Genomic DNA, 20,197 nt, shown 5'->3' with positions numbered 1-20,197 from the left:
CGTCGTGATGCTCAAGACCTTGTACAGCCTGCTCGCCGGCGGCTGCCTGCTCGGCGCGTCGGTCGGTGCATCGGCCAGCGCGGCGCCCCCGGCGCCGCACCTGGTCGAGCGCGATGGCCGCCACGCGCTGATCGTCGACGGCGCGCCCTTCCTGGTGCTCGGCGCGCAGGTGCACAACTCGAGCAACCACGCCGAGGCGCTGAAGAAGGCCTGGCCCGCGGTCGCCGACCTGCGGGCCAACACCGTCGAGGTGCCGATCGCGTGGGAGCAGATCGAGCCGGTCGAAGGCCGCTTCGACTTCAGCTTCGTCGACACGCTGGTCGCGCAGGCCCGCCAGCACCAGGTGCGCCTGGTGCTGCTGTGGTTCGGCACCTGGAAGAACACCAGCCCGCAGTACACGCCGGGTTGGGTCAAGTTCGACAACCGGCGCTTCCCGCGCATGGTCGACCGCGACGGCAAGCTGAGCTACTGCCTCTCGCCCTTTGGCGAAGACACGCTGCAGGCCGACAAGAAGGCCTTCGTCGCGCTGATGGGCCACCTGAAGAAGATCGACCAGGGCCGCCACACGGTGATCATGGTGCAGGTCGAGAACGAGGTCGGCACCTACGGCCTGGTGCGCGACTTCGGTCCGAAGGCGCAAGCGGCCTTCGAGCAGAGCGTGCCGGCCGCCGTGCTGCAACGCAAGAAGCCGCCAGTGCCACTGGCACCGAGCGGCGCGTGGAAGGCCGTCTACGGCGACTATGCCGACGAGTACTTCCACGCCTGGGCCATCGCCCGCTACATCGAAGAGATCGCCCGGGCCGGCCGCGCGGTGTACGACCTGCCGATGTATGTCAACAACGCACTGCGCAATCCGCTCGAGCCGCTCGCCCCCTGGAAGGGCAACTTCGCCAGCGGCGGCCCGACCTTCGACGTGATCGACATCTACAAGGCGGTGGCGCCACACATCGACATCGCGGCACCCGACCTCTACAGCCCCGAGCACGCCCAGGTGCACGGCTCGCTGGACCGCTTCCAGCGGCCGGACAACGCGCTGTGGGTGCCCGAGATGGGCAACGCCGCGCCCTATGCCCGCTACGTGTATTCGATCCTCGGGCGCGGCGCGCTCGGCGTCAGCCCGTTCGGCATCGACTACGCCGACTACAGCAACTACCCGCTCGGCTCGAAGCACACCGACCAGCAGATGGTCGCGCCCTTCGCGCCGATCTACGCGGCCTTCGGCCCGCTGCAACGCCAGTGGGCGCAGTGGGCCTTCGAGGGCCGCACCTTCGGCGTGGCCGAGGGTGACGACCATGCGGACCAGACGGTGGCGATGAAGGGCTGGAAGGCGAACGTCTCCTTCGGCCAATGGCAATTCGGCGAGAAGGACTGGCCCGGCAACGCCAAGGAGCCACCGGCCCACGCCCAGCAGCTGCTGGGTGGCGTGGCGATCGCGCAGACCGGTGACGACGAGTTCCTGATCGTCGGCCAGTACGCGCGGGTGCGCATCGAGCCCGACACGCTCGCCGGCCGGGCGGGCGCGATGATCGACCGCGTCGAGCAGGGCCGCTTCGACGCGCAGGGCCGCTGGGTCGTCGAGCGGCACTGGAACGGTGACCAGGTCGACTGGGGCCTGAACCTGACCGCGACGCCGGTGACCTTGAAGGTCCGCATGGGTCGCTACTGACAACGCCATGCAACGCCGCCATCTTCTCCTCGGCGCGGGCCTGACGGGCCTGCACGCGCTGGCCGGTCTGCACACGGCCACGGCGCAGGCCGCAGCGCCGGCCCCGGCCGACCCGCACGACAGCCGCGCCTACGGCTGGCAAAGCGTGCCCTTCGGTGCGGGCGGCTTCATCACCGGCTTCTTGTTCCACCCCCGCGAGCGCGGGCTGCTCTATGTGCGCACCGACATCGGCGGCGCCTACCGCTTCGACCCCGGCGCCCAAGCCTGGGTGCCGCTGCTCGACCACCTCAGCCGCGCCGATGCCGACCTGATGGGCGTGCTGAGCCTGGCGGTGGACCCGAACGACACCCACCGCCTGTACGCCGCCTGCGGCCTTTATCTCGACGAGCGCGACCGCCCCGGTGCGCTGCTCGCCTCGGCCGACCGCGGCGCCACGTGGCAGGTGCACGAGCTGGGCATCCACCTCGGCGGCAACTCGCCCGGCCGCGGCTCGGGCGAGCGGCTGCAGGTCGACCCGCACGACGGCCGCGTCCTGTGGCTGGGCAGCTCACGCAACGGCCTGCTCAAGAGCACCGACCACGGCCGCAGCTTCCAGCCGCAGGGGCTGCCGGCGCGGCATGTGTCGCTCGTGCTCATCGACGCGGCGGGTGGCCGGCCGGGTGAGGCCTCGCGCACGGTCTATGCCGGCACCCACGACGAGCCGGGCCTGTGGGTCTCGCACGACGGCGGCGCCCGCTTCGAGCGCGTCGCCGACACGCCCCGCCAGGCCCCCCAGCGCGCGGCCTTCGGCCCCGACGGCACGCTGTACGTGAGCTTCTCGCTCGGCGACACGGCCGTGGCCTGCAACCCGAGCTACGCCAAGACCGGCAGTGTCTGGCGGCGCACGCCGGCCGGCGCCTGGGCCGACATCACCCCCGAGCGGCCCGGCGAAGGGCGCCACGGCTTCGGCTACGCCGGGCTCGACGTCGACCGCCAGGTGCCGGGCCGGCTCGTCGCCTCGACGATCGAGCGCTGGGCCGAGGGCGACGAGATCTTCGTGTCCGACGACGGCGGCGACCACTGGACCGCGCTGTCGACCCGGTCGCAGCACGAGGCCGAGGCCCACCCCTGGCTGGCCGCCTACATGCGCACCGAGCGCCGCATGGGCCACTGGACCTCGGCGCTGGCGCTCGACCCCTTCGACGGCCGGCGCGCGCTCTACGGCACCGGCTATGGCGTGTGGATGACCCACGATCTCGGCGCCGCGCGCAGCGATGCGCCGATCCGCTGGGTCTTCACCGTCGCGCAGATGGAGGAAACGGCCACGCTCGAGATCCGCTGCCCCGCCAGCGGCCCGCGCCTGGTGGCCGCGATGGGCGATGTGGCCGGCGCCGCCTGGCACGACACCGCCCAAGCGCCGGGCCAGCACTTCTTCGTGCCGAGCAAGGAGACCAACCGCTCGATCGACGTCGCCGAGCTGGCGCCCCAGGTGATGGCACGCAGCGGCGACGGTCCCTCGGGCGGCCATTGGTCCGACGATGGCGGCGCGCACTGGCAACCCTTCGCCAGCTCGCCGCGCGCCGGGCGCGACCAGGCCGGTGGCGTGGCCGTGTCGGCCCGCGGCGGTGTCTTCGTCTATGCCTCGGCGCAGGCAGCCCTCTGGTCGGACGACCGCGGGCAGCACTGGGCCGCCTGCACCGGCTGGCCGACCACCCGCGTGCCGCTCGCGCCGGTGGCCGACCGCACGGTCGACGGTGTGTTCCACGTGCTCGACCACGAACACGGCCAGGTGCTGACCAGCACCGACGGAGGCCGGCACTTCGCCGTCGCCCTCGGCGGCTTGCCGGCGCTGGCCGACCACCCATCGGCGCAACTGGTGAGCGCCCCCGGCACGGCGCACGAGCTGTGGCTGGTGCTGCACGACCGATTGCTGCACGTGCCCGGCCCCGGCCAGGCGCCGCGCCGCATCGATGCGGTCGCCGAAGCCTGGATGATGGCGCTGGGCCGCGGCGCGGCCGGCGGCGCCTACCGACACAGCCTGTACCTCTGGGGCCGCGTGCGCCAGGGCCCGGGGGAGCCGGTCGAAGGCCTCTTTCGCTCGGACGATGGCGGCGCCCGCTTCGTGCGCATCAACGACGACGCGCACCGCTACGGCCGGCTGCTGTCGATGGCGGCCGACCCGCGCGAACATGGCACCGTCTACCTCGCGCCGCACGGCCGCGGCGTCGTGGTGGGCCGGCCGCTCACCGCGGCGACGCACGGGTGATCACCATGCGACACGCCACCACGCTGCGGTCGATCGGCCTGCTGCTCGCCATCGCGCTCGTGAGCCTGTTGGCGCACGCGGCCCCCGAGGCCCGGCTGTTCTACCAGCGGCCGGCCGCCGACACCGCCGAAGGCTGGGAACGCGAGGCCCTGCCGATCGGCAACGGCCGGCTCGGCGCGATGGTCTTCGGCCAGGTCGAGCGTGAGCACCTGCAGTTCAACGAGATCACGCTGTGGACGGGCGACGAACGCGTGATGGGCGCCTACCAGCCCTTCGGCGACCTGTTCGTCGAGTTGAATGGTCACGACCAGCCGGCCACCGACTACCGGCGAGAGCTGCTGATCGACCGCGGGCTGCACCGCGTGGCCTACACGCTCGGCGGCGTGCGCTTCGAGCGCGAGGCGATCGCCAGCCACCCGGCGCAGGTGATCGTGCTGCGCCTGTCGGCCGACCGGCCGGGTCAGTACAGTGGCCGCGTCAGGCTCACCGATGCGCACGGTGCGCGCCTGGTCGCGAGCGGCAGCCAGATCGCGGCCGACGGCTCCTTGCGCGGGCAAGTTGCGCCGTCCACCAACGCCATGGGTTATGCCAGCCGGCTGCAGGTGGTGCATGAAGGCGGCACGCTGCGGGCCGACGGCGACACGCTGGTGTTCGACCGCTGCGATGCGCTGACGCTGGTGCTGGGCGCCGGCACCAGCTATGTGGCCGATGCCGCGCGCCGCTTCCAGGGCGAGCCGCCGCAGGCGCGCGTCGCCGCGCAGGTCGCCGCCGCAACGCGCCATTCGTGGGCGGCGCTGAAAGACGCGCACGAGAAAGACGTTGGCGCACTGGCCGGCCGCGTGGCGCTCGACCTCGGCGCCACCGCGCCCGAGCGGCGGGCCTGGCCCACCGATGCGCGCCTGGCCGCCTACACCGCCGATGGCCAAGACCCGGAGCTGGAGGCGCTGCACTTCCAGTTCGGCCGCTACCTGCTGGCGGCCAGCTCGCGCGATTCGTTGCCGGCCAACCTGCAAGGCCTGTGGAACCGCAGCCCCACGCCACCGTGGAATGCCGACTACCACACCAACATCAACCTGCAGATGAACTACTGGCCGGCCGAGCCGACCAACCTGGCCGAGCTGCACCAGCCCTTCTTCGCCTTCGTGCGCAGCCTGTTGCCGGTGTACCGCCGCACCGTGGCCGACATCGCCGCCGAGGCGCTGGCCCACCCCGGTGTCGCGCGGCCCGGCCTCACGCCCTGGGGCGAGAGCTTCAAGACGACCGAAGAGACCTTCCTCGGCGCCAACGGCCAGCCGGTGCGCGGCTGGGCGCTGCGCACCGAGTCGAACCCCTTCGGCGCGATGGGCTACCTGTGGAACAAGACCGGCAACGCCTGGTACGCGCGCCACTTCTGGGAGCACTACGCCTATACGCAAGACCGGGTCTTCCTGCGCGATGTGGCCTACCCGCTGATGAAAGAAGTCTGCGCCTTCTGGCAAGACCAGCTGAAGGTGCTGCCCGAAGGCCCGCTGAAAGGCCGGCTCGTGGCACCGAACGGCTGGTCGCCCGAGCACGGGCCGGTTGAAGACGGCGTCAGCTACGACCAGCAGATCGTCTGGGACCTGTTCAACAACACCGTCGAGGCGGCCGACGCGCTGGGCACCGACCGCGTGTTCCGCGACCAGATCGCCACACTGCGCGACCGCCTGGCGGGCCCGCGCATCGGCCGCTGGGGCCAGCTGCTCGAATGGCTGCACGAGAAAGACGACCCGGTGCTCGACACGCCGGCAGACACCCACCGGCACGTCTCGCACCTGTTTGCGCTGTACCCCGGGCGGCAGATTTCGCCGACCCGCACGCCGGCCCTGGCCGCCGCGGCACGCACCAGCCTCGAGGCCCGGGGCGACGCCGGCACCGGCTGGTCGATGGCCTGGAAGATGGCCTTCTGGGCCCGGCTGCAAGACGGCGACCACGCCCACCGCATGCTGCGCGGCCTGCTGGCCACGCCGGGCGCCCGCGCGGCGCAGCAGTCGAGCGCGGGCAGCGAAACGAACAACGCCGGCGGCACCTACCCCAACCTGCTCGACGCGCACCCGCCGTTCCAGATCGACGGAAACTTCGGCGCCACCGCCGCGATCGCCGAGATGCTGCTGCAGTCGCACGGCGGCGAGATCCACTTGCTGCCGGCGCTGCCCGCGGCCTGGCCTGACGGGTCGGTTCGTGGCCTGCGCGCGCGCGGCGGCTTCGAGGTCGACATCGCCTGGGCCGGCGGGCAACTGCGCTCGGCCACCGTGCGCTCGGTGGCCGGCGCCGGCGGCGGCGTGGTGCGCTACCGCGGCCAGACGCTGGCCCTGCAACTGCGGCCCGGGCAGGGCCGCCCACTCACCCTGGCCGACCTGCGGCCCACCTCACCATGACCTTCCCGCTTCACCGCCCCCTGGCCGGCCTGCTGCTCACGCTGGCCGGCGCAACCGCCACCGCTGCCGGCGAGCGGCTGCTGTTCAACGGCCAACCCGCGCCGGGCCTGCGCCTGACCGTGGTCGACATGGAGGGCGAGGTGCCCTTCACCGGCGACGCCGTCGTCGTGCCCAAGCCGCCCAAGCCGCAGGTGCCCACCAGCGAGGTGCGCGCCGAGCGCCGCGGCCAGGCCGTCCGGCTGCAATGGAAAGAAGCCTGGTACGCCGCGCTGCGCTTCGAGGCCGACCCACCATGGGACCTGAGCGCCGACCTGGCCGACGCGACGCTGGAGTTCGAGGTGCGCAGTGACGACCTCGCCCAGGCCGGGCTGAACATCGCGATGTCTTGCGGGCCCGATTGCGGCCGCAAGGTCAACCACGTGATGGCGTCGCGCGCGCTGGTGGGCAAGGGCTGGCAACGCCTGGCGTTCTCGTTGCAGTGCTTCGTGCGCGAGGGCGCCGATTTCCGCCGCGTCGAGCGGCCCTTCGTGCTCGAGACCAGCGGCACCGGCTCGGTCGAGCTGGCCAATGCGCGCATCGTTCGCCACGGCCAGCCCAACACCCCCTGCCCCGACTACCGCAGCCAATCGGTCACCGCCACGCCGCTGGAGGAGATCTGGTCGCTCGACTGGTGGATGCCGCGCCACGAGGCGAAGCGGGCCGAAGTGCGCCAACGCCAGCAGGCCGGCGAGCGGGTCGAGCTGGTCTTCATCGGCGACTCGATCACCCAGGGCTGGGAAAACGAAGGCCAGGCCGTCTGGCGCAAGCACTATGCGCCGCTGAAGGCGCTGAACCTCGGTTTCGGCGGCGACCGCACCGAGAACGTGCTGTGGCGCCTGCAGCACGGCGAGCTCGACGGCATCCACCCCAAGGCCGCCGTGCTGATGATCGGCACCAACAACACCGGCGACCGGCGCGAAGACCCGCGCACCACCGCCGCCGGCATCCGGCGCCTGCTCGACGAGATCCGCCAGCGGCTGCCGGACACACCGGTGCTGCTGCTCGCGGTGTTCCCGCGCGGCGAACAGCCCAGCGACCCGCTGCGGCGCCTGAACCAGCAGCTCAACCAGCTGATCGCCAGCTTCGCCGATGGCCGGCAGGTGGTCTTTCTCGACATCGGCCACGCGCTGACGAACCCGGACGGCACGCTCTCGCGTGACGTGATGCCCGACCTGCTGCACCTGAGCGAGAAGGCCTACGCGGCCTGGGCCGACGCGATGGCCCCGGCCCTGGCGCCCTGGCTGGCGCGGCCCTGAAGCCCACCCGACGCGGCGATGCCCCATTTCCCCCGAGCGCGATGAACACGACCTTCACCTATTCCAGCCCCTTCCCGGACAGCTTCGTCTTCGGCGTCGCCGCGGCCTCGGCGCAGATCGAGGGCGCGGCCTTTGCCGACGGCAAGGGCGAGTCGATCTGGGACCACTTCGCCCGCATCCCCGGCAAGGTCGCGCATGGCGACACACTGGACCAGGCCTGCGACCACTACCACCGCTTCGACGAAGACTTCGCGCTGATGGCGTCGCTGGGCATCCAGCACTACCGCCTGTCGATCGCGTGGCCGCGCATCTACCCGCAAGGCGACGGGCCGTTGAACCCCGCCGGGCTGGCCTTCTACCACCGCCTGCTCGAGAGCATGGCGCGGCACGGCATCACGCCGTGGATCACGCTGTTCCACTGGGACCTGCCGCAGGCGCTGGAGGACCGCGGCGGCTGGACCTCGCGCGCCACGGTGCAGGCTTTTGCGCGTTATGCCGACACGGTGGTGCGCGAGTTCGGCCAGCGCGTGAAGAACTGGATCACACTCAACGAGATCCGCTGCTTCACGATGCTGGCCTATGGCTACGGCACCAAGGCGCCGGGCCGGCGCGAAAGCGCCGCGGTGGTCAACCAGACCTTCCACCACGCGCTGCTGGCCCACGGCCACGGCGTGCGGGCGGTGCGCGAGTTCGGCGGCCCAGGCGCGCGCGTCGGGCTGACCGACAACTGCGATGTCAGCGTGCCGGTGACCGAGTCGCCGGACGACATCGCCGCCGCGCGGGCCTGGTTTCTCGACAAGAACCTGCACGTGCTGGGCGCCATCCACAACCGGGGTTATGCCGAGACCTACCTGAAGCGTGTGGGGGCCGACGCACCCCAGGTGCAGCCGGGCGACTTCGACCTGATCAGCCTGCCGACCGACTTTCTGGGCCTGAACATCTACACCGCCACCTACGTGCGTGCCGGCCGCGGTGGCGAGCCCGAGGCCCTGAGCCTGCCGCCCAACTACCCGCGCGCCGACAGCGCCTGGCTGCACCTGGTGCCGCAGGCCATCTACTGGGCCACGCGCATGTGCCACGAGCTGTATGGCCACCGCTCGATCTACATCACCGAAAACGGCTGCGGCTACAACGACGAGCCGGTGGTCAACGGCGAGGTGATCGACCTGCACCGGCGCGACTACCTGCGCAACCACCTGCGCGAGGTGCACCGCGCGATCGCCGACGGCGTGCCGGTCGACGGTTACTTCCTCTGGTCGTTCATCGACAACTACGAGTGGGAAGACGGCTACCAGCGCCGCTTCGGCATCGTGCACTGCGACTTCGAGACCCAGCAGCGCACGCCGAAGCTCTCGGCCCACTACTACACCGACGTGATGCGCACGCGCACCGTGCTCTGAAGGACGACACCGTGGCCGACACCGCACTCGACATGACGCCCGCCCCCGCCGCCCGGCCCGCCGCGGCCCCCGCGCCCGCCGACCGCGTGCCGATGAGGCAGAAGATCGGCTACGGCCTGGGCTCGGTGATCGACATGTGGGGCCACTGGCTCTACCCGACGCTCGCCTTCCACGTCTACAACGTGTTCCTCGGCATGGCGCCCGGGCTGATCTCGACCGCACAGATGGTCAAGATCTTCATCGACGCGGCATCGGACGCGCTGTTCGGCTGGGTCAGCGACAACACCCGCACGCGCCACGGCCGGCGCCGGCCGTTCATCCTGGTGGGCGGGGTGCTCGCGGGCATCGGCCTGCCGCTGATGTTCGCCGTGGGCCGCGGCTGGAGCGACACCGAATACTTCATCTTCATGCTGGTGTCCACGGCCCTGTACGTGCCGGTGATGAGCTGCTTCAACATGCCGTGGGTCAGCCTGGGCGCCGAGATGACGCCCGATTACCACGAGCGGACCAGCGTGCAGTCGACCCGCAACGCGATCCAGAAAGCCCCCGAGCTGGCGATGTTCTTCGCCGCCCAGTTCACCACGCTCGCCGTCTTCAACGACGCGCACGGCAAGCCCGACATACTGCTGGGTGCGCAGACGTACTGCGCCATCCTGGGCGCGATCATGGTGGCGGCGGCGGTGGGCGTGTTCCTGCTGACCCGCGAGCGCTACTACGAGGCGGTGGTCGTGGGCCACCGGCAAGAGCGCATCCCCTTCACCGACACGCTCGGCCGCACGCTGCGCTGCCAGCCCTTCCGCCACGTGCTGTGCATGGTGCTGGCCTACGGCATCGGCACCGCGATGGTGGCCGCACTCGGCTACTACAACACCGTCTACTACGTCTGCAAGGGCGATGTGGCGCTGGCCACCCGGTGGAACACCGCGATGGGCGCCGCCGGCATGGTGTTCGGCTTCCTGGGCATTCCGTTCTTCACGATGCTGGCGCGGCGCGTGGGCAAGCGCCACGCGCTGGCCACGGTGTTCGCGCTGGCGATCGGTGCCTTCATCGGCGACTGGTGGCTGTACGACCCCGAGCGCCCGGTGCTGCAGCTGTTCGCCTGCGGCTTCGTGGCCTTCACCGGCGCGGGCTTCTGGATCCTCTACGGCTCGACGATCGGCGACGTGGTGGACCACGACGAGCTCGAGACCGGCCAGCGGCGCGAGGGCTCGTTCTCGGCCTGCCAGTCGTGGATCAGCAAGGTCGGCATCGCGCTCGGCGTGGGTGCCTCGGGCTGGATCCTGCAGTTCACCGGCTTCGATTCGAAGATCCCGGTGCAGAGCGAGCACGCGATCTTCATGATCCGCATCCTGCTGTCGGGCCTGCCGGTGATCGGCCTGGTGATCGCGCTGATCGCGATCCTGCGCTTTCCGCTCACCGAGCAGCGCATGCGCGAGATCCGCACCCAGCTCGAAGCCCGGCGCGGGCAGGTCTGACCGACGAGTTTCCCGACGCGGCCCGAGCCCGGCGGAAACCACCGTGCCGAGCCCACCCACCACGAAAGGTCCCTCTGTGAAGCCCTTGTCATCGTTGGTATTGGTCGTCTTCGCGCTGTGCGCCGGGCCGCAGGCCCAGGCCCAGGGTTGTGCCAGCGCCGGTGGCGCCACGGTCTGCCTCACCGCCACCGGCACGGCCAGCAACGTGCAGCTGAGCTGGACGGTGAGCGGCACCGTCACCGGCCTGCAGGTCTACCGCGACACCGACAGCGACGCCAATGGCCGCACCCGGCTGGCGATGCTGGGCGGCTCGGCCCGCAGCTACACCGATGCGGGCGCCGTGTCGGGCACGCCCTACTGGTACTGGGTGAAGTTCAGCACCAGCAGCGGCAGCTACAACTCCAACACCGCCGCCACCACACGCGCGGGCATGCGCAACCTGACCAGCCTGCAGCTCTCGGCCAACCTGTCGCCCGGCTGGAACGTGGGCAACTCGCTCGAGGCCATCGGCGGCGAGACCGCGTGGGGCAACCCGCTGGTGTCGCAGGCGCTGATGAACGCGGTCAAGTCGGCCGGCTTCAAGAGCGTGCGCATCCCCGTGTCGTGGAAGCAGTACGCCGACGCCAACGACAACATCAGCGCCAGCTGGATGGCCCGCGTGACCGAGGTGGTGAACTGCGCGCGCAGCGCCGGGCTGTACGCCGTCATCAATATCCACTGGGACGGCGGCTGGATGCAGCCCACCTACGCCCAGCAGGGCACGGTGAACGCGCGCATCACCAAGTTCTGGACCCAGATCGCGAACAATTTCAAGACCTACGACGACCGGCTGCTGTTCGCCGGCACCAACGAGGTCATGGTCGACGGTGACTACGGCACGCCGACGGCCGAATACACCACCGTGCAGAACAGCTTCAACCAGACCTTCGTCAACGCGGTGCGGGCCACCGGCGGCTACAACGTGCAGCGCCACCTGGTCGTGCAGGGGTTCAACACCAACATCGACCACACCAACAACTTCTTCACCGTGCCCAGCGACCCGGCGACGAAGAAGCTGATGGTCGAGGTGCACTACTACGACCCGTACAACTTCACGCTCAACACCGGCAACGACACGATCTGGCAGTGGGGCAGCATCGTCACCAGCGGCGCCAACACCGAGACCTGGGCCAACGAGGGCTACGTGGACAGCCAGATGAACAAGATGAAGTCGCGCTTCATCGATGGGCTGGGCATGGCGGTGGTCCTGGGCGAGTACTCGGCCGTGGCGCGCACCAGCGTCGACAGCGCCCAGAAGTACCGCAGCTACTGGGACCAGTACATCACCCGGGCCGCCTTCACCCGCGGCATCGTGCCGATCTATTGGGACGCGGGCGCCACCGGCAACCACAGCTCGGGCCTGTTCAACCGCGCCACGGGCGCGCAGGCCTACCCCAGCCTCATCGGCACCATCGTCAATGCCGCGAAGTGATCAACCCTTGCCAGCGCCTTCGCCGCTGACACGGCGGCGGCTGCTGCAAGCCACGGCCGCTGCCGGCGCCCTGCCGCTGCAGGGAGCGGCGGTCGCTGCGCCATCACCCCCGTCATGCGCCGAGCGCGAGCCACGCTTTGGCCGCGGCATCGAAGGCCAGCGCCAGGCCGACCTGGGCGACGGCAGCTACCGCAACCCGGTCGTGCCGGGCGATCACCCCGACCCCACCATCCTGAAGGACGGGGCGGACTACTACATGACCTTCTCGTCGTTCCAGTCCTACCCCGGCGCGGTGATCTGGCACTCGACGGACCTCGTCAACTGGGCGCCGATCGGCCCCGCCCTGCACCGCCCGATCGGCAGCGTCTGGGCGATGGACCTGGTCAAGCACGGTGGGCGCTACTACCTCTACATCCCCTCGCTGCAGGACGACGGCACCGCGATCCACGTCATCCATGCCGACGACATCCGTGGCCCGTGGAGCGAGCCGATCGACCTGAAACTGCCGGGCTGCATCGACCCCGGCCATGCCGTGGGCGAAGACGGCCAGCGTTATCTCTTCGTCAGCGGCGTGCGGCGCATCCGGCTGGCGGACGACGGCCTGTCCACCATCGGCGAGTTGACGCATGCCTGCACCCCATGGCGCTACCCGCCAGACTGGGTGGTGGAGATGTTCGCGCCCGAGGGCCCGAAGCTCTTTCGCCGCGGCGCGTGGTTCTACCTGGTGGCCGCGGTGGGCGGCACCGCCGGCCCGGCCACCAGCCACATGGTCACCGTGGCACGCTCGGCGTCCATCGACGGCCCGTGGGAAGACTGCCCGCACAACCCCGTCGTGCGCACCAGGAGCGCCGACGAGCCCTGGTGGTCGCGCGGCCACGCCAGCGTGGTCGAAGGGCCGGCAGGCGACTGGTGGATGGTCTACCACGGCTACGAAAACGGCTACCGCACGCTGGGCCGGCAGACCTTGCTGGAGCCGATCGAGTGGACCCGCGACGGCTGGTTTCGCGCCCGGGGCGGCACGCTGGCGCAGCCGCTGCCCAAGCCGCACGGCGGCCTGGCCGGGCCGTCGGGCATGGCCCTGTCCGACGATTTCTCAGGCGGCTCGCTGGGCCCGCAGTGGAGCCTGTTCGCCCCCGGCCCGCTGGAGGCGCAACGCCTGCGCCCCACGCCGGGCGGCCTGGTGCTGCAGGGCAAGGGCAGCACGCTGGCCGACTGTTCGCCGCTGACCTGCCTGGTGGGCGATCGCCACTACGAGGCCTCGGTGGTGCTCGACATCGAGGGCGATGCGCAAGGCGGCCTGGCCCTGTTCTACGACCCGCGCGGCTTCGCCGGCCTGGGCTTCAGCCGAACCCAGATGCACACCTACCACTACGGGCAGGAGCACCGCTGGATGCGCGAGCCCGTCGACGCCCGCACGGTGCGCCTGAAGCTGACCTGCCGCGACCAGGTGGCCACCTTCGAGCACTCGCTCGACGGCGAGCACTGGACGCGCCACCCCTGGCAGATGGAAGTCTCGGGCTTCCACCACAACGTGTTCGGCGGCTTTCTGAGCCTGAAGCTGGCGCTGTTCAGCGCCGGCCACGGCCAGGTGCGCCTGCGCGACTTCGTCTACCGAGGGCTCTAGCGACTCAGGTGGCTAGTGAATCGCCGACGACGCCAGCGTCGCACACTTGGCCGAGTTGCCGCGCACCACGAAGGGTTGATCGGCCCACGGGCCCTTGCCGCAGCTGTTGTCGAGCAGGCAGGTGCAGGCCTTGGTTTGCAGCAGCTGGTTCACCGCGGCCTGGTCTTTGGGTGAAAGTTTCGGCAATTTCGGCGACAGCACCAGCTGCATCGCATCGGGCGGCGGCGGCGCGTCGGCCGGCGGCAGCGGCCCGAGGATGGTGACGATCGGCTCGGCCGGCCCCTTGCTGCCGCTGCGCAGGCGGCGCAGCTGCGCCAGCCCGGCCTCCATCGCTGCGTAGCCGCGCGCCACCGAGTAGGTGAACGGCCGGCGGTTCGCCGCGGTGAAGGTGGCCTCGGCCTGCTGCCAGCGCGATTTGTCGTAACCCAACACCGGACACAGGATCGCGTCGTACTGCTCGCGCAGGATCGGCTCGAAATCCATCCAGCACGAGGTTCGGCCCGAGATGCGCAGCCCGGTCTCGGCGCGCAGGTTGGTGGCCATTCGCTCGGCGAGGTAAAGCTCTTGCCGGCCGAGCTGCAACACCCCGGGCGGCGGCGTCTGCAGCCGCTCGGCATGGGCCGAGACATAGGGCAACCCCGCCTCGGACACCACCTTGGGCGCCTGGCCGATCGCGCACCAGCTGCCCAGCACCAGGTCGACCTTGGCGGCCACCAGCTCACGCGCCGCAGCCTCGCCCTTGCGCGGGTCGCAGGCGCTGTCCTTGATGACCAGCGTGGGCACCGGCTGGCCGGGCCAGGTCTTGATCGCCAGCTGCATGCCGAGCACGATCTCTTCGCCCTCGGTCGCACTGGGCCAGCTCTGCGGCACGATGGCCCCGATCGTCAACGCCTGGCCGGCCTGGGCCAGGCTGCACAGGCCCGATCCGAGCGCCAACACCACTCCCAGCGCCACCCGGCGCCCCCAACGACTTTCACCCTTCATTCCCTCGGACTCCTTATTTGCTTCCATCCACGCGCGGGCCCCGTCGCCGCGGGTTGCCGCGCCCGTCCAGCGGTATCGCCCGGACGCGCCTCCGAGGCAATCACCGTTTACCCGAGTGCAAGCGTCGTACCTGCTTGTAACAGCCCTCGGGGCGGGACGAATGGACGGTTCGGCCGTCAGCCGCGTCAGAACTGACGGCCGGCGCGGGCATCAGAAAGCAAAAAGCCCCGGCCGAGGGCCGGGGCTTCCGAGGGTGGCGGGGGGCCGCGGCGGGCCGCCCGGGGCTTACCAGACCCGGCAGCGCTTGACCGGCGCCATCGGCTGGCCCGGCTTGCACGAGAAGGCCTGCTCGAACTCGGGCATGTTGACCACCAGGCCGTTCACGCGGTACTTGCCGGGCGAATGCGGTTCGATCTTCGCGTTGATGCGCAGCTCTTCGGGCCGGGCGCTCTCGCAGGCCCACTGGGCAAAGCCGATGAAAAAGCGCTGGATCGGCGTGAAGCCTTCGCGCTCGGCCACCGGCGGGGCCCCGGCGATCTCGGTCTTCCAGGCGATCAGCGCCAGCACCAGCCCGCCCAGGTCGGCCAGGTCTTCACCCAGCGTCAGCTTGCTGTTGATCTTGATGTCGTCGACGATCGTGTACTGGGCGTACTGGTCGGTCAGGCACTTGGTGCGCTCGTTGAAGGCCTTCTCGTCCTTCGGCGCCCACCAGTTCTTCAGGTTGCCCTGCGCATCGAACTGGCGGCCTTCGTCGTCGAAGCCGTGCGTCAACTCGTGGCCGATGGTGCCGCCGGTGTTGCCGTAGTTCGGCCCGTCGTCCATCTTGGGGTCGAACAGCGGCGGCTGCAGCACGCCGGCCGGGAAGTTGATGTCGTTCATCTGCGCGTTGTAGTAGGCGTTCACCGTCGGCGGTGTCATGCCCCACTCGCCGCGGTCGACCGGCTTGCCGATCTTGGCCAGCTGGCGCCGCACGTCGAACTCGGTGGCGCGCTGCACGTTGCCCAACAGGTCGTCACGCGCGATGCGCACCGAGCTGTAGTCGCGCCAGCGGTCGGGGTAGCCGACCTTGTTGACGATGGTGGCGAGCTTTTCGAGCGCCTTCTTCTTGGTCGCCGGGCTCATCCAGTCCAGCGCCTGGATCTCGGCGGCCATCGCCTCCTCGATCTGCTGGGTCATGTGCACCGTCTTCTTCTTCTGCTCGGGGCTGAAGGCGCGGCGCACGAACTCCTGGCCCAGCGCGTCGCCCAGCTCGGCGTCGACCAGCGTCACGCACTGGCGCCAGCGCGGGCTCGGCTCGGGGATGCCGCGCAGCGCCTTGCCGAAGAAGGCGAAGTTCTCCTGGAAGAACGGCGAGGCCAGCTGCGGCGCCACCGCGTGCACCAGGTGCCAGCGCAGGTAGGTCTTGATCTCGGCCAGCGGCCGCGTGCGCAGCTGCTGGTCGACCGCCTTCACGAAGGCCGGCTCGGTGACGTTGAACACGCGCTGGTCGGCCAGCCCCAGCGACTGCAGGTACTGGGCCCAGCCGAAGCGCGGCGCCAGGCGCTGCAGGCCGCGCAGGTCGACCTTGTTGTACAGGCGGTGCGGGTCGCGCTGCTGCACGCGCGTCAGCTGGGGCCTGGCCAGCGCGGTCTCGATCTGCAGCACCACCGCGGCGTCGCGCTTGGCCTGCTCGGGCGTGCTGCCCACCAGCTCGAGCATGCGCGCGACGTGGGTCAGGTAGTCGGCCCGGATGCCGCGCATGCGCGCGTCGTTGAGCACGTAGTAGTCGCGGTCGGGCAGCGACAGGCCGCCCGCCGAGACGAACGCGATCACGCGTGTCGAATCGCCGAAGTCCTGGTTCTGGTCGAAGTTGAACAGCAGGCCGCCGTTGCCGGTGGCCAGGTGCAGCGCGGCCAGCAGGCCGGGCAGCTCGTCGATGCGCTGCAGTGCGTCGATGCGCTCCAGCCAGGGCAGCAGCGGCTTGAAGCCCTGGGCGTCGACCTTGGCCTCGTCCATGCACGACGCGAACAGGTCGCCGATCTGCTGCTGCGGCACCGAGCGGCCCTCGGTCTGCTGGGCCAGGTTGTCGAGAATGCCCCAGAGGAAGCGCTTGTTCTCGTCGCCCATCTTGGCGTAGACGTCCCAGCGCGCCTGGTCGGGCGGGATCGGGTTGTTCTGCATCCAGCCGCCGCAGGCGTACTGGTAGAAGTCTTCGCAGGGCTTGGCGCTGGTGTCCATGCCCTTCACGTCCAGGCCCGGGGTGTAGGGCAGCTCGGTCAGGGGTTGGTCGGCAGCAGCGGTGAGGCTGGCGGCACCGGCCAGGGCCAGTGCAGCGAGAACGCGGTTCAACGGGTGAAGCATGAAAAGAACTCTGGAAGGGAAAGTCAGCTCAGGCTGGCCGGGTCGACGACAAAGCGGCCTTTGAGCGTGTACGAGCGGCCGCGGAAGGCGGCCACGCGTTCGCCGCGCTGGTTGCGCACGTCGATGTCGTAGACGCCGGTGCGGCCGGCCTTGTTCACCTCGCTCGCGGTCGCGGTCAGCACGTCGCCCAGGCGGGCCGCGGTGACGAGGTTGACGTCGAAGCCCGAGGCCACGGTGACCTCGTTGTAGGCGTTGCAGGCGAAGGCGAAGGTCGAATCGGCCAGCGTGGTGATCAGGCCACCGTGGCAGATGTCGTGGCCGTTGAGCATGTCGTCGCGCACGGTCATCGACAGCGTCGCGGTGCCGGGGCCGATGGCCAGCACCCGCATGCCCAGGGCCTTCGACGCGCGGTCGTCGCGCCACATGGCGTCGCGCACCGCTTCTGCCAGCCGCTGCGGGTCGGGTTGGGGGTCTGTCGCAGCCATTCAGCGGTCCTTGAACTGCGGCGCGCGCTTTTGCTGGAAGGCGGCCACGCCTTCGGCAAAGTCGTGCTGGCGGCCCAGCTCGCGCTGCAACTGCGCTTCGAGCGACAAGGCCTCGTTCATGCTCATCTGCGCCGCCGCGTCGAAGGCCTGGCGGGTCGCGGCCAGCGCCTTGCTCGGCATCGCGGCCAGGCGCTGCGCCAGCGCCATGCAGGTGTCCATCAGCGCGGCATCGTCGACGCACTGCCAGATCAGGCCCAGGCGTTCGGCCTCTTCGGCCGGCAGCTTGTCGCCGGTGAGCGCCAGGCCCAGCGCACGGCTGCGGCCCACCAGGCGCGGCAGCAACCAGGTGCCACCGCAATCCGGGATCAGCCCGATCTTCGAGAAGGCCTGGATGAAGCTGGCCCCGCGCCCAGCCACCACCAGGTCGCAACCCAAGGCGAGGTTCGCGCCGGCCCCGGCCGCCACGCCGTTGACGGCGGCGATCACCGGCACCGGCATCGCGCGTACGCGCTGGGCCAGCGGCTTGTAGTTGGCTTCGATCACCGCGCCGATGTCGACCTTGCCGTCGGCGCCGGGCGCCATGCCGGGGTCGTTCAGGTCTTGGCCGGCACAAAAGCCACGGCCCGCGCCGGTGAGCACCACGGCGCGCACGTTGGCGTCTTGGGCGGCGGCGTCGAGTGCGTCGCGCAGCTCGGCGTGCATCGCGCTGGTGAAGCTGTTCAGCGCCGCGGGGCGGTTCAGGGTCAGCGTGCGCACGGGGCCGGCATCGGCCACCAGCACCAGGGGTTCGGTCATCTCAATCTCCGCAGAAAGCCAGGGCGGCCCAGTTCACCGACCGACCGGTCGGTCAGCCGCCATGCGGGTGATTCTCGTCCAGTGGCCACGGCCGCTGATGTCGGGGCGGCCCGGGCAAACCCGAGTCCGCCCTTTTCAATCGTGCCAACGGTGCCGGCGACGCTGAATGAGTCCCTGCGAGACGGCGCGCCCTGGTTTGGGATGGGCTGCAAGGCGCAAACCACAGCCATAGCTCGTGCTATGGCGAGGATTTGCAACGCAGCAGACCGCCCAAAGCAGGGATGCGCGGCCCGCGTGGGACTTGTTCAGCGTTGCCCTGGATGAACCGACGGTGTCCGCCGTGCAAACCGGCGTAACGAGTCGTTCGCGGTGAGGCCGATGAGAAGACGCTTGCCGCCGTTGATCGCCCGAGTGCTCGGGCCGTTGGCGTCCCACACTGGCGCCTTCCTCCACGAACCCCGACATGACTGCCGACGCCTTCTCGCTGAGCCTGATGCGCCTGGAATTCGGCATCGCCGCCAGCTTCCATTACCTGTTCGTTCCGCTGAGCCTGGGCTTGATGCTGGCAGTCACGTTGATCGAGGCCGCGCACTGGCGCACCGGCCGCACCGTGTGGGCCGAGGCCGCGCGTTTCTGGTGGCGCTACTTCCTGCTCGCCTGGCTCGTGGGCATGGTCACCGGCTACCCGTTGCGCTGGCAGCTGCAGTCGCATTGGCAGGGCTACACCGAGCAGGTGCGCGAGGTGCTCGGTGCGGTGATGACGCTGGAGGGCTGGATCGCGCCGCTGATGCTGTCGCTGGTGGCGGCGCTCGGCCTGGCCCGCCGGCGGCTGCGGCCAGCCACCCGCGGGGTGTTGAGTGCGCTGCTGATGCTGGCGATGGCCACCCAGGCCGCGGGTATCTTGACGATCAACGCGTGGATGCAGCACCCGGTGGGTGTCGAGTTCAGCGCCGAAGGGGCGCGGCTCACCTCACTCATGGCGGTGTTCGCCAACCCCTTCGCCCACACCAAGATCGCCCACACCTTGAGCGCCAGCGTGCTGACCGGTGCGTTCTTCATGCTCGCCGTGGCGGGCGCCTGCCTGCTCAAGCGCATGCACCTGCCGCCGGCGCGCGTGTCGATGCGGGTGGCGCTGGCCATGGGCCTGGTGGGTGTGGTGGCCACGCTGTACACCGGCCACGACAGCGCGCTCGACGTAGCGCAGCAGCAGCCGATGAAGTTCGCCGCGATGGAGGCCCACTGGTCGGCCGATTCCGACGAGGCTGCGCTGGTGCTGTGGGGCTGGCCCGACATGGCCACGCAGACCACCCACGGCGCGCTGGCGCTGCCCGGTGCGATGCGGGCCATGGTCGGCGGCGCATCGCCGCCGGGCCTGCACGAGCTGACCCGGCAGGCCAGAGACAACATCCGCCGGGCCCTGCAACCTGGGGCACCGGCCGGGCTGGCACCGTGGCGAGGCCTCTACCAACACGCGGCTCGCCTGCATGCCGACACCTGGCCAACGCTGGGCGACGAGGCTCGCCTGACGCTGGCGGCCGAGATGAGCCGCCCGCATGTGCCGACGCTGTTCGTGGCCTTGCGCCTGATGGCCGCCATCGGCGTGCTGCTGCTGGGCGTGCTGCTGTTCGCCTGGCGCCAGCGCGTCGCGCTGGAAAGCGGCCACGGCAGCCGCCGCCTCGTCGTCTTGCTGATGGCCTGCCTGCCGCTGCCCTGGGTCGCCACGCTGAGCGGCTGGATGGTGGCCGAGGTCGGCCGCCAACCCTGGGTGGTCTACGGCCAGCTGTTGACTGCGCAGGCGGCCGTGCCCGGCGCCGCCGCGGGCCACCCGGCCGCGCTGCTGGTCAGGCTGGTGGTCTACGCGCTGATCGGTGCCTTGTTCGTGCGTGGCTGCGTGGGCCTGTGGCGCCACGGCCCCGCGCCGCTCGCGTGGTGGGGCCCGGCGCTGCGCCCGCTGCGGTGGCGGCTGCCGCTGTGGCGCCCGACGGCACTGGCGGCCTGCACCTCGATGCTCGAATAGGGCC

At 70.5% G+C, this 20,197-nt stretch carries 13 protein-coding genes; 9 read left to right on the top strand and 4 right to left on the bottom strand.

Annotation, left to right across the window (positions count from 1 at the left end; all coding sequences use genetic code 11):
* Positions 1 to 7: 7 nt before the first annotated feature.
* From ACE3SG_RS02020 to ACE3SG_RS01985, 8 genes are all read left to right on the top strand, one after another.
* Positions 8 to 1,666, top strand: a complete 1,659-nt coding sequence (locus ACE3SG_RS02020; protein ID WP_374562265.1) for a DUF5597 domain-containing protein — start codon at positions 8 to 10, stop codon at positions 1,664 to 1,666.
* A gap of 7 nt (positions 1,667 to 1,673) precedes the next feature.
* Positions 1,674 to 3,911, top strand: coding sequence for a hypothetical protein (locus ACE3SG_RS02015; RefSeq protein WP_374562264.1), 2,238 nt, complete (start codon positions 1,674 to 1,676; stop codon positions 3,909 to 3,911).
* 5 nt (positions 3,912 to 3,916) lie between these two features.
* Positions 3,917 to 6,307 carry a glycoside hydrolase N-terminal domain-containing protein gene (locus ACE3SG_RS02010; protein ID WP_374562263.1) on the top strand — a complete coding sequence of 797 codons (2,391 nt, stop codon included), beginning with the start codon at positions 3,917 to 3,919 and terminating at the stop codon, positions 6,305 to 6,307.
* Positions 6,304 to 7,602, top strand: a complete 1,299-nt coding sequence (locus ACE3SG_RS02005) for a GDSL-type esterase/lipase family protein (protein WP_374562262.1) — start codon at positions 6,304 to 6,306, stop codon at positions 7,600 to 7,602. Before ACE3SG_RS02010 ends, ACE3SG_RS02005 begins: the two co-directional genes overlap by 4 nt.
* Before the next feature lie 41 nt (positions 7,603 to 7,643).
* On the top strand, positions 7,644 to 9,002 hold the full coding sequence (locus tag ACE3SG_RS02000; protein WP_374562261.1) for a GH1 family beta-glucosidase: 1,359 nt from the start codon (positions 7,644 to 7,646) through the stop codon (positions 9,000 to 9,002).
* 11 nt (positions 9,003 to 9,013) lie between these two features.
* Entirely contained in the window at positions 9,014 to 10,477 is a 1,464-nt protein-coding gene (locus ACE3SG_RS01995) for an MFS transporter (protein WP_374562260.1), read from the top strand.
* Positions 10,478 to 10,553: 76 nt separating this feature from the next.
* Complete coding sequence (locus ACE3SG_RS01990; protein WP_374562259.1) at positions 10,554 to 11,948, top strand: glycoside hydrolase family 5 protein; 1,395 nt, start codon at positions 10,554 to 10,556, stop codon at positions 11,946 to 11,948.
* Between the two features lie 7 nt (positions 11,949 to 11,955).
* Entirely contained in the window at positions 11,956 to 13,572 is a 1,617-nt protein-coding gene (locus ACE3SG_RS01985) for a family 43 glycosylhydrolase (RefSeq protein ID WP_374562258.1), read from the top strand.
* Positions 13,573 to 13,584: 12 nt separating this feature from the next.
* On the opposite strand, the gene ACE3SG_RS01980 is transcribed toward ACE3SG_RS01985, so the two are convergent.
* The 4 genes from ACE3SG_RS01980 to paaG form a co-directional block, all read right to left on the bottom strand.
* Positions 13,585 to 14,556 (bottom strand): ABC transporter substrate-binding protein, encoded by a 972-nt coding sequence (locus ACE3SG_RS01980; RefSeq protein ID WP_374562257.1) that lies wholly within the window; start codon positions 14,554 to 14,556, stop codon positions 13,585 to 13,587.
* Positions 14,557 to 14,841: 285 nt separating this feature from the next.
* Positions 14,842 to 16,896, bottom strand: coding sequence for a M13 family metallopeptidase (locus ACE3SG_RS01975; RefSeq protein WP_374562256.1), 2,055 nt, complete (start codon positions 16,894 to 16,896; stop codon positions 14,842 to 14,844).
* A gap of 23 nt (positions 16,897 to 16,919) precedes the next feature.
* On the bottom strand, positions 16,920 to 17,381 hold the full coding sequence (gene paaI, locus ACE3SG_RS01970; RefSeq protein WP_374562255.1) for a hydroxyphenylacetyl-CoA thioesterase PaaI: 462 nt from the start codon (positions 17,379 to 17,381) through the stop codon (positions 16,920 to 16,922).
* The gene (paaG, locus tag ACE3SG_RS01965; protein WP_374562254.1) at positions 17,382 to 18,176 is read right to left on the bottom strand and encodes a 2-(1,2-epoxy-1,2-dihydrophenyl)acetyl-CoA isomerase PaaG; all 795 of its coding nucleotides are present in this window, start codon (positions 18,174 to 18,176) and stop codon (positions 17,382 to 17,384) included.
* 463 nt (positions 18,177 to 18,639) lie between these two features.
* Between paaG and ACE3SG_RS01960 the strand changes: the two genes are divergently transcribed.
* Positions 18,640 to 20,193, top strand: a complete 1,554-nt coding sequence (locus ACE3SG_RS01960) for a cytochrome ubiquinol oxidase subunit I (protein ID WP_374562252.1) — start codon at positions 18,640 to 18,642, stop codon at positions 20,191 to 20,193.
* Positions 20,194 to 20,197 lie beyond the last annotated feature (4 nt).

It is taken from the genome of Ideonella sp., assembly GCF_041914305.1.
Taxonomy (GTDB): Bacteria; Pseudomonadota; Gammaproteobacteria; order Burkholderiales; family Burkholderiaceae_C; genus Ideonella.
This window is presented reverse-complemented; position numbering and strand designations above follow the sequence as displayed.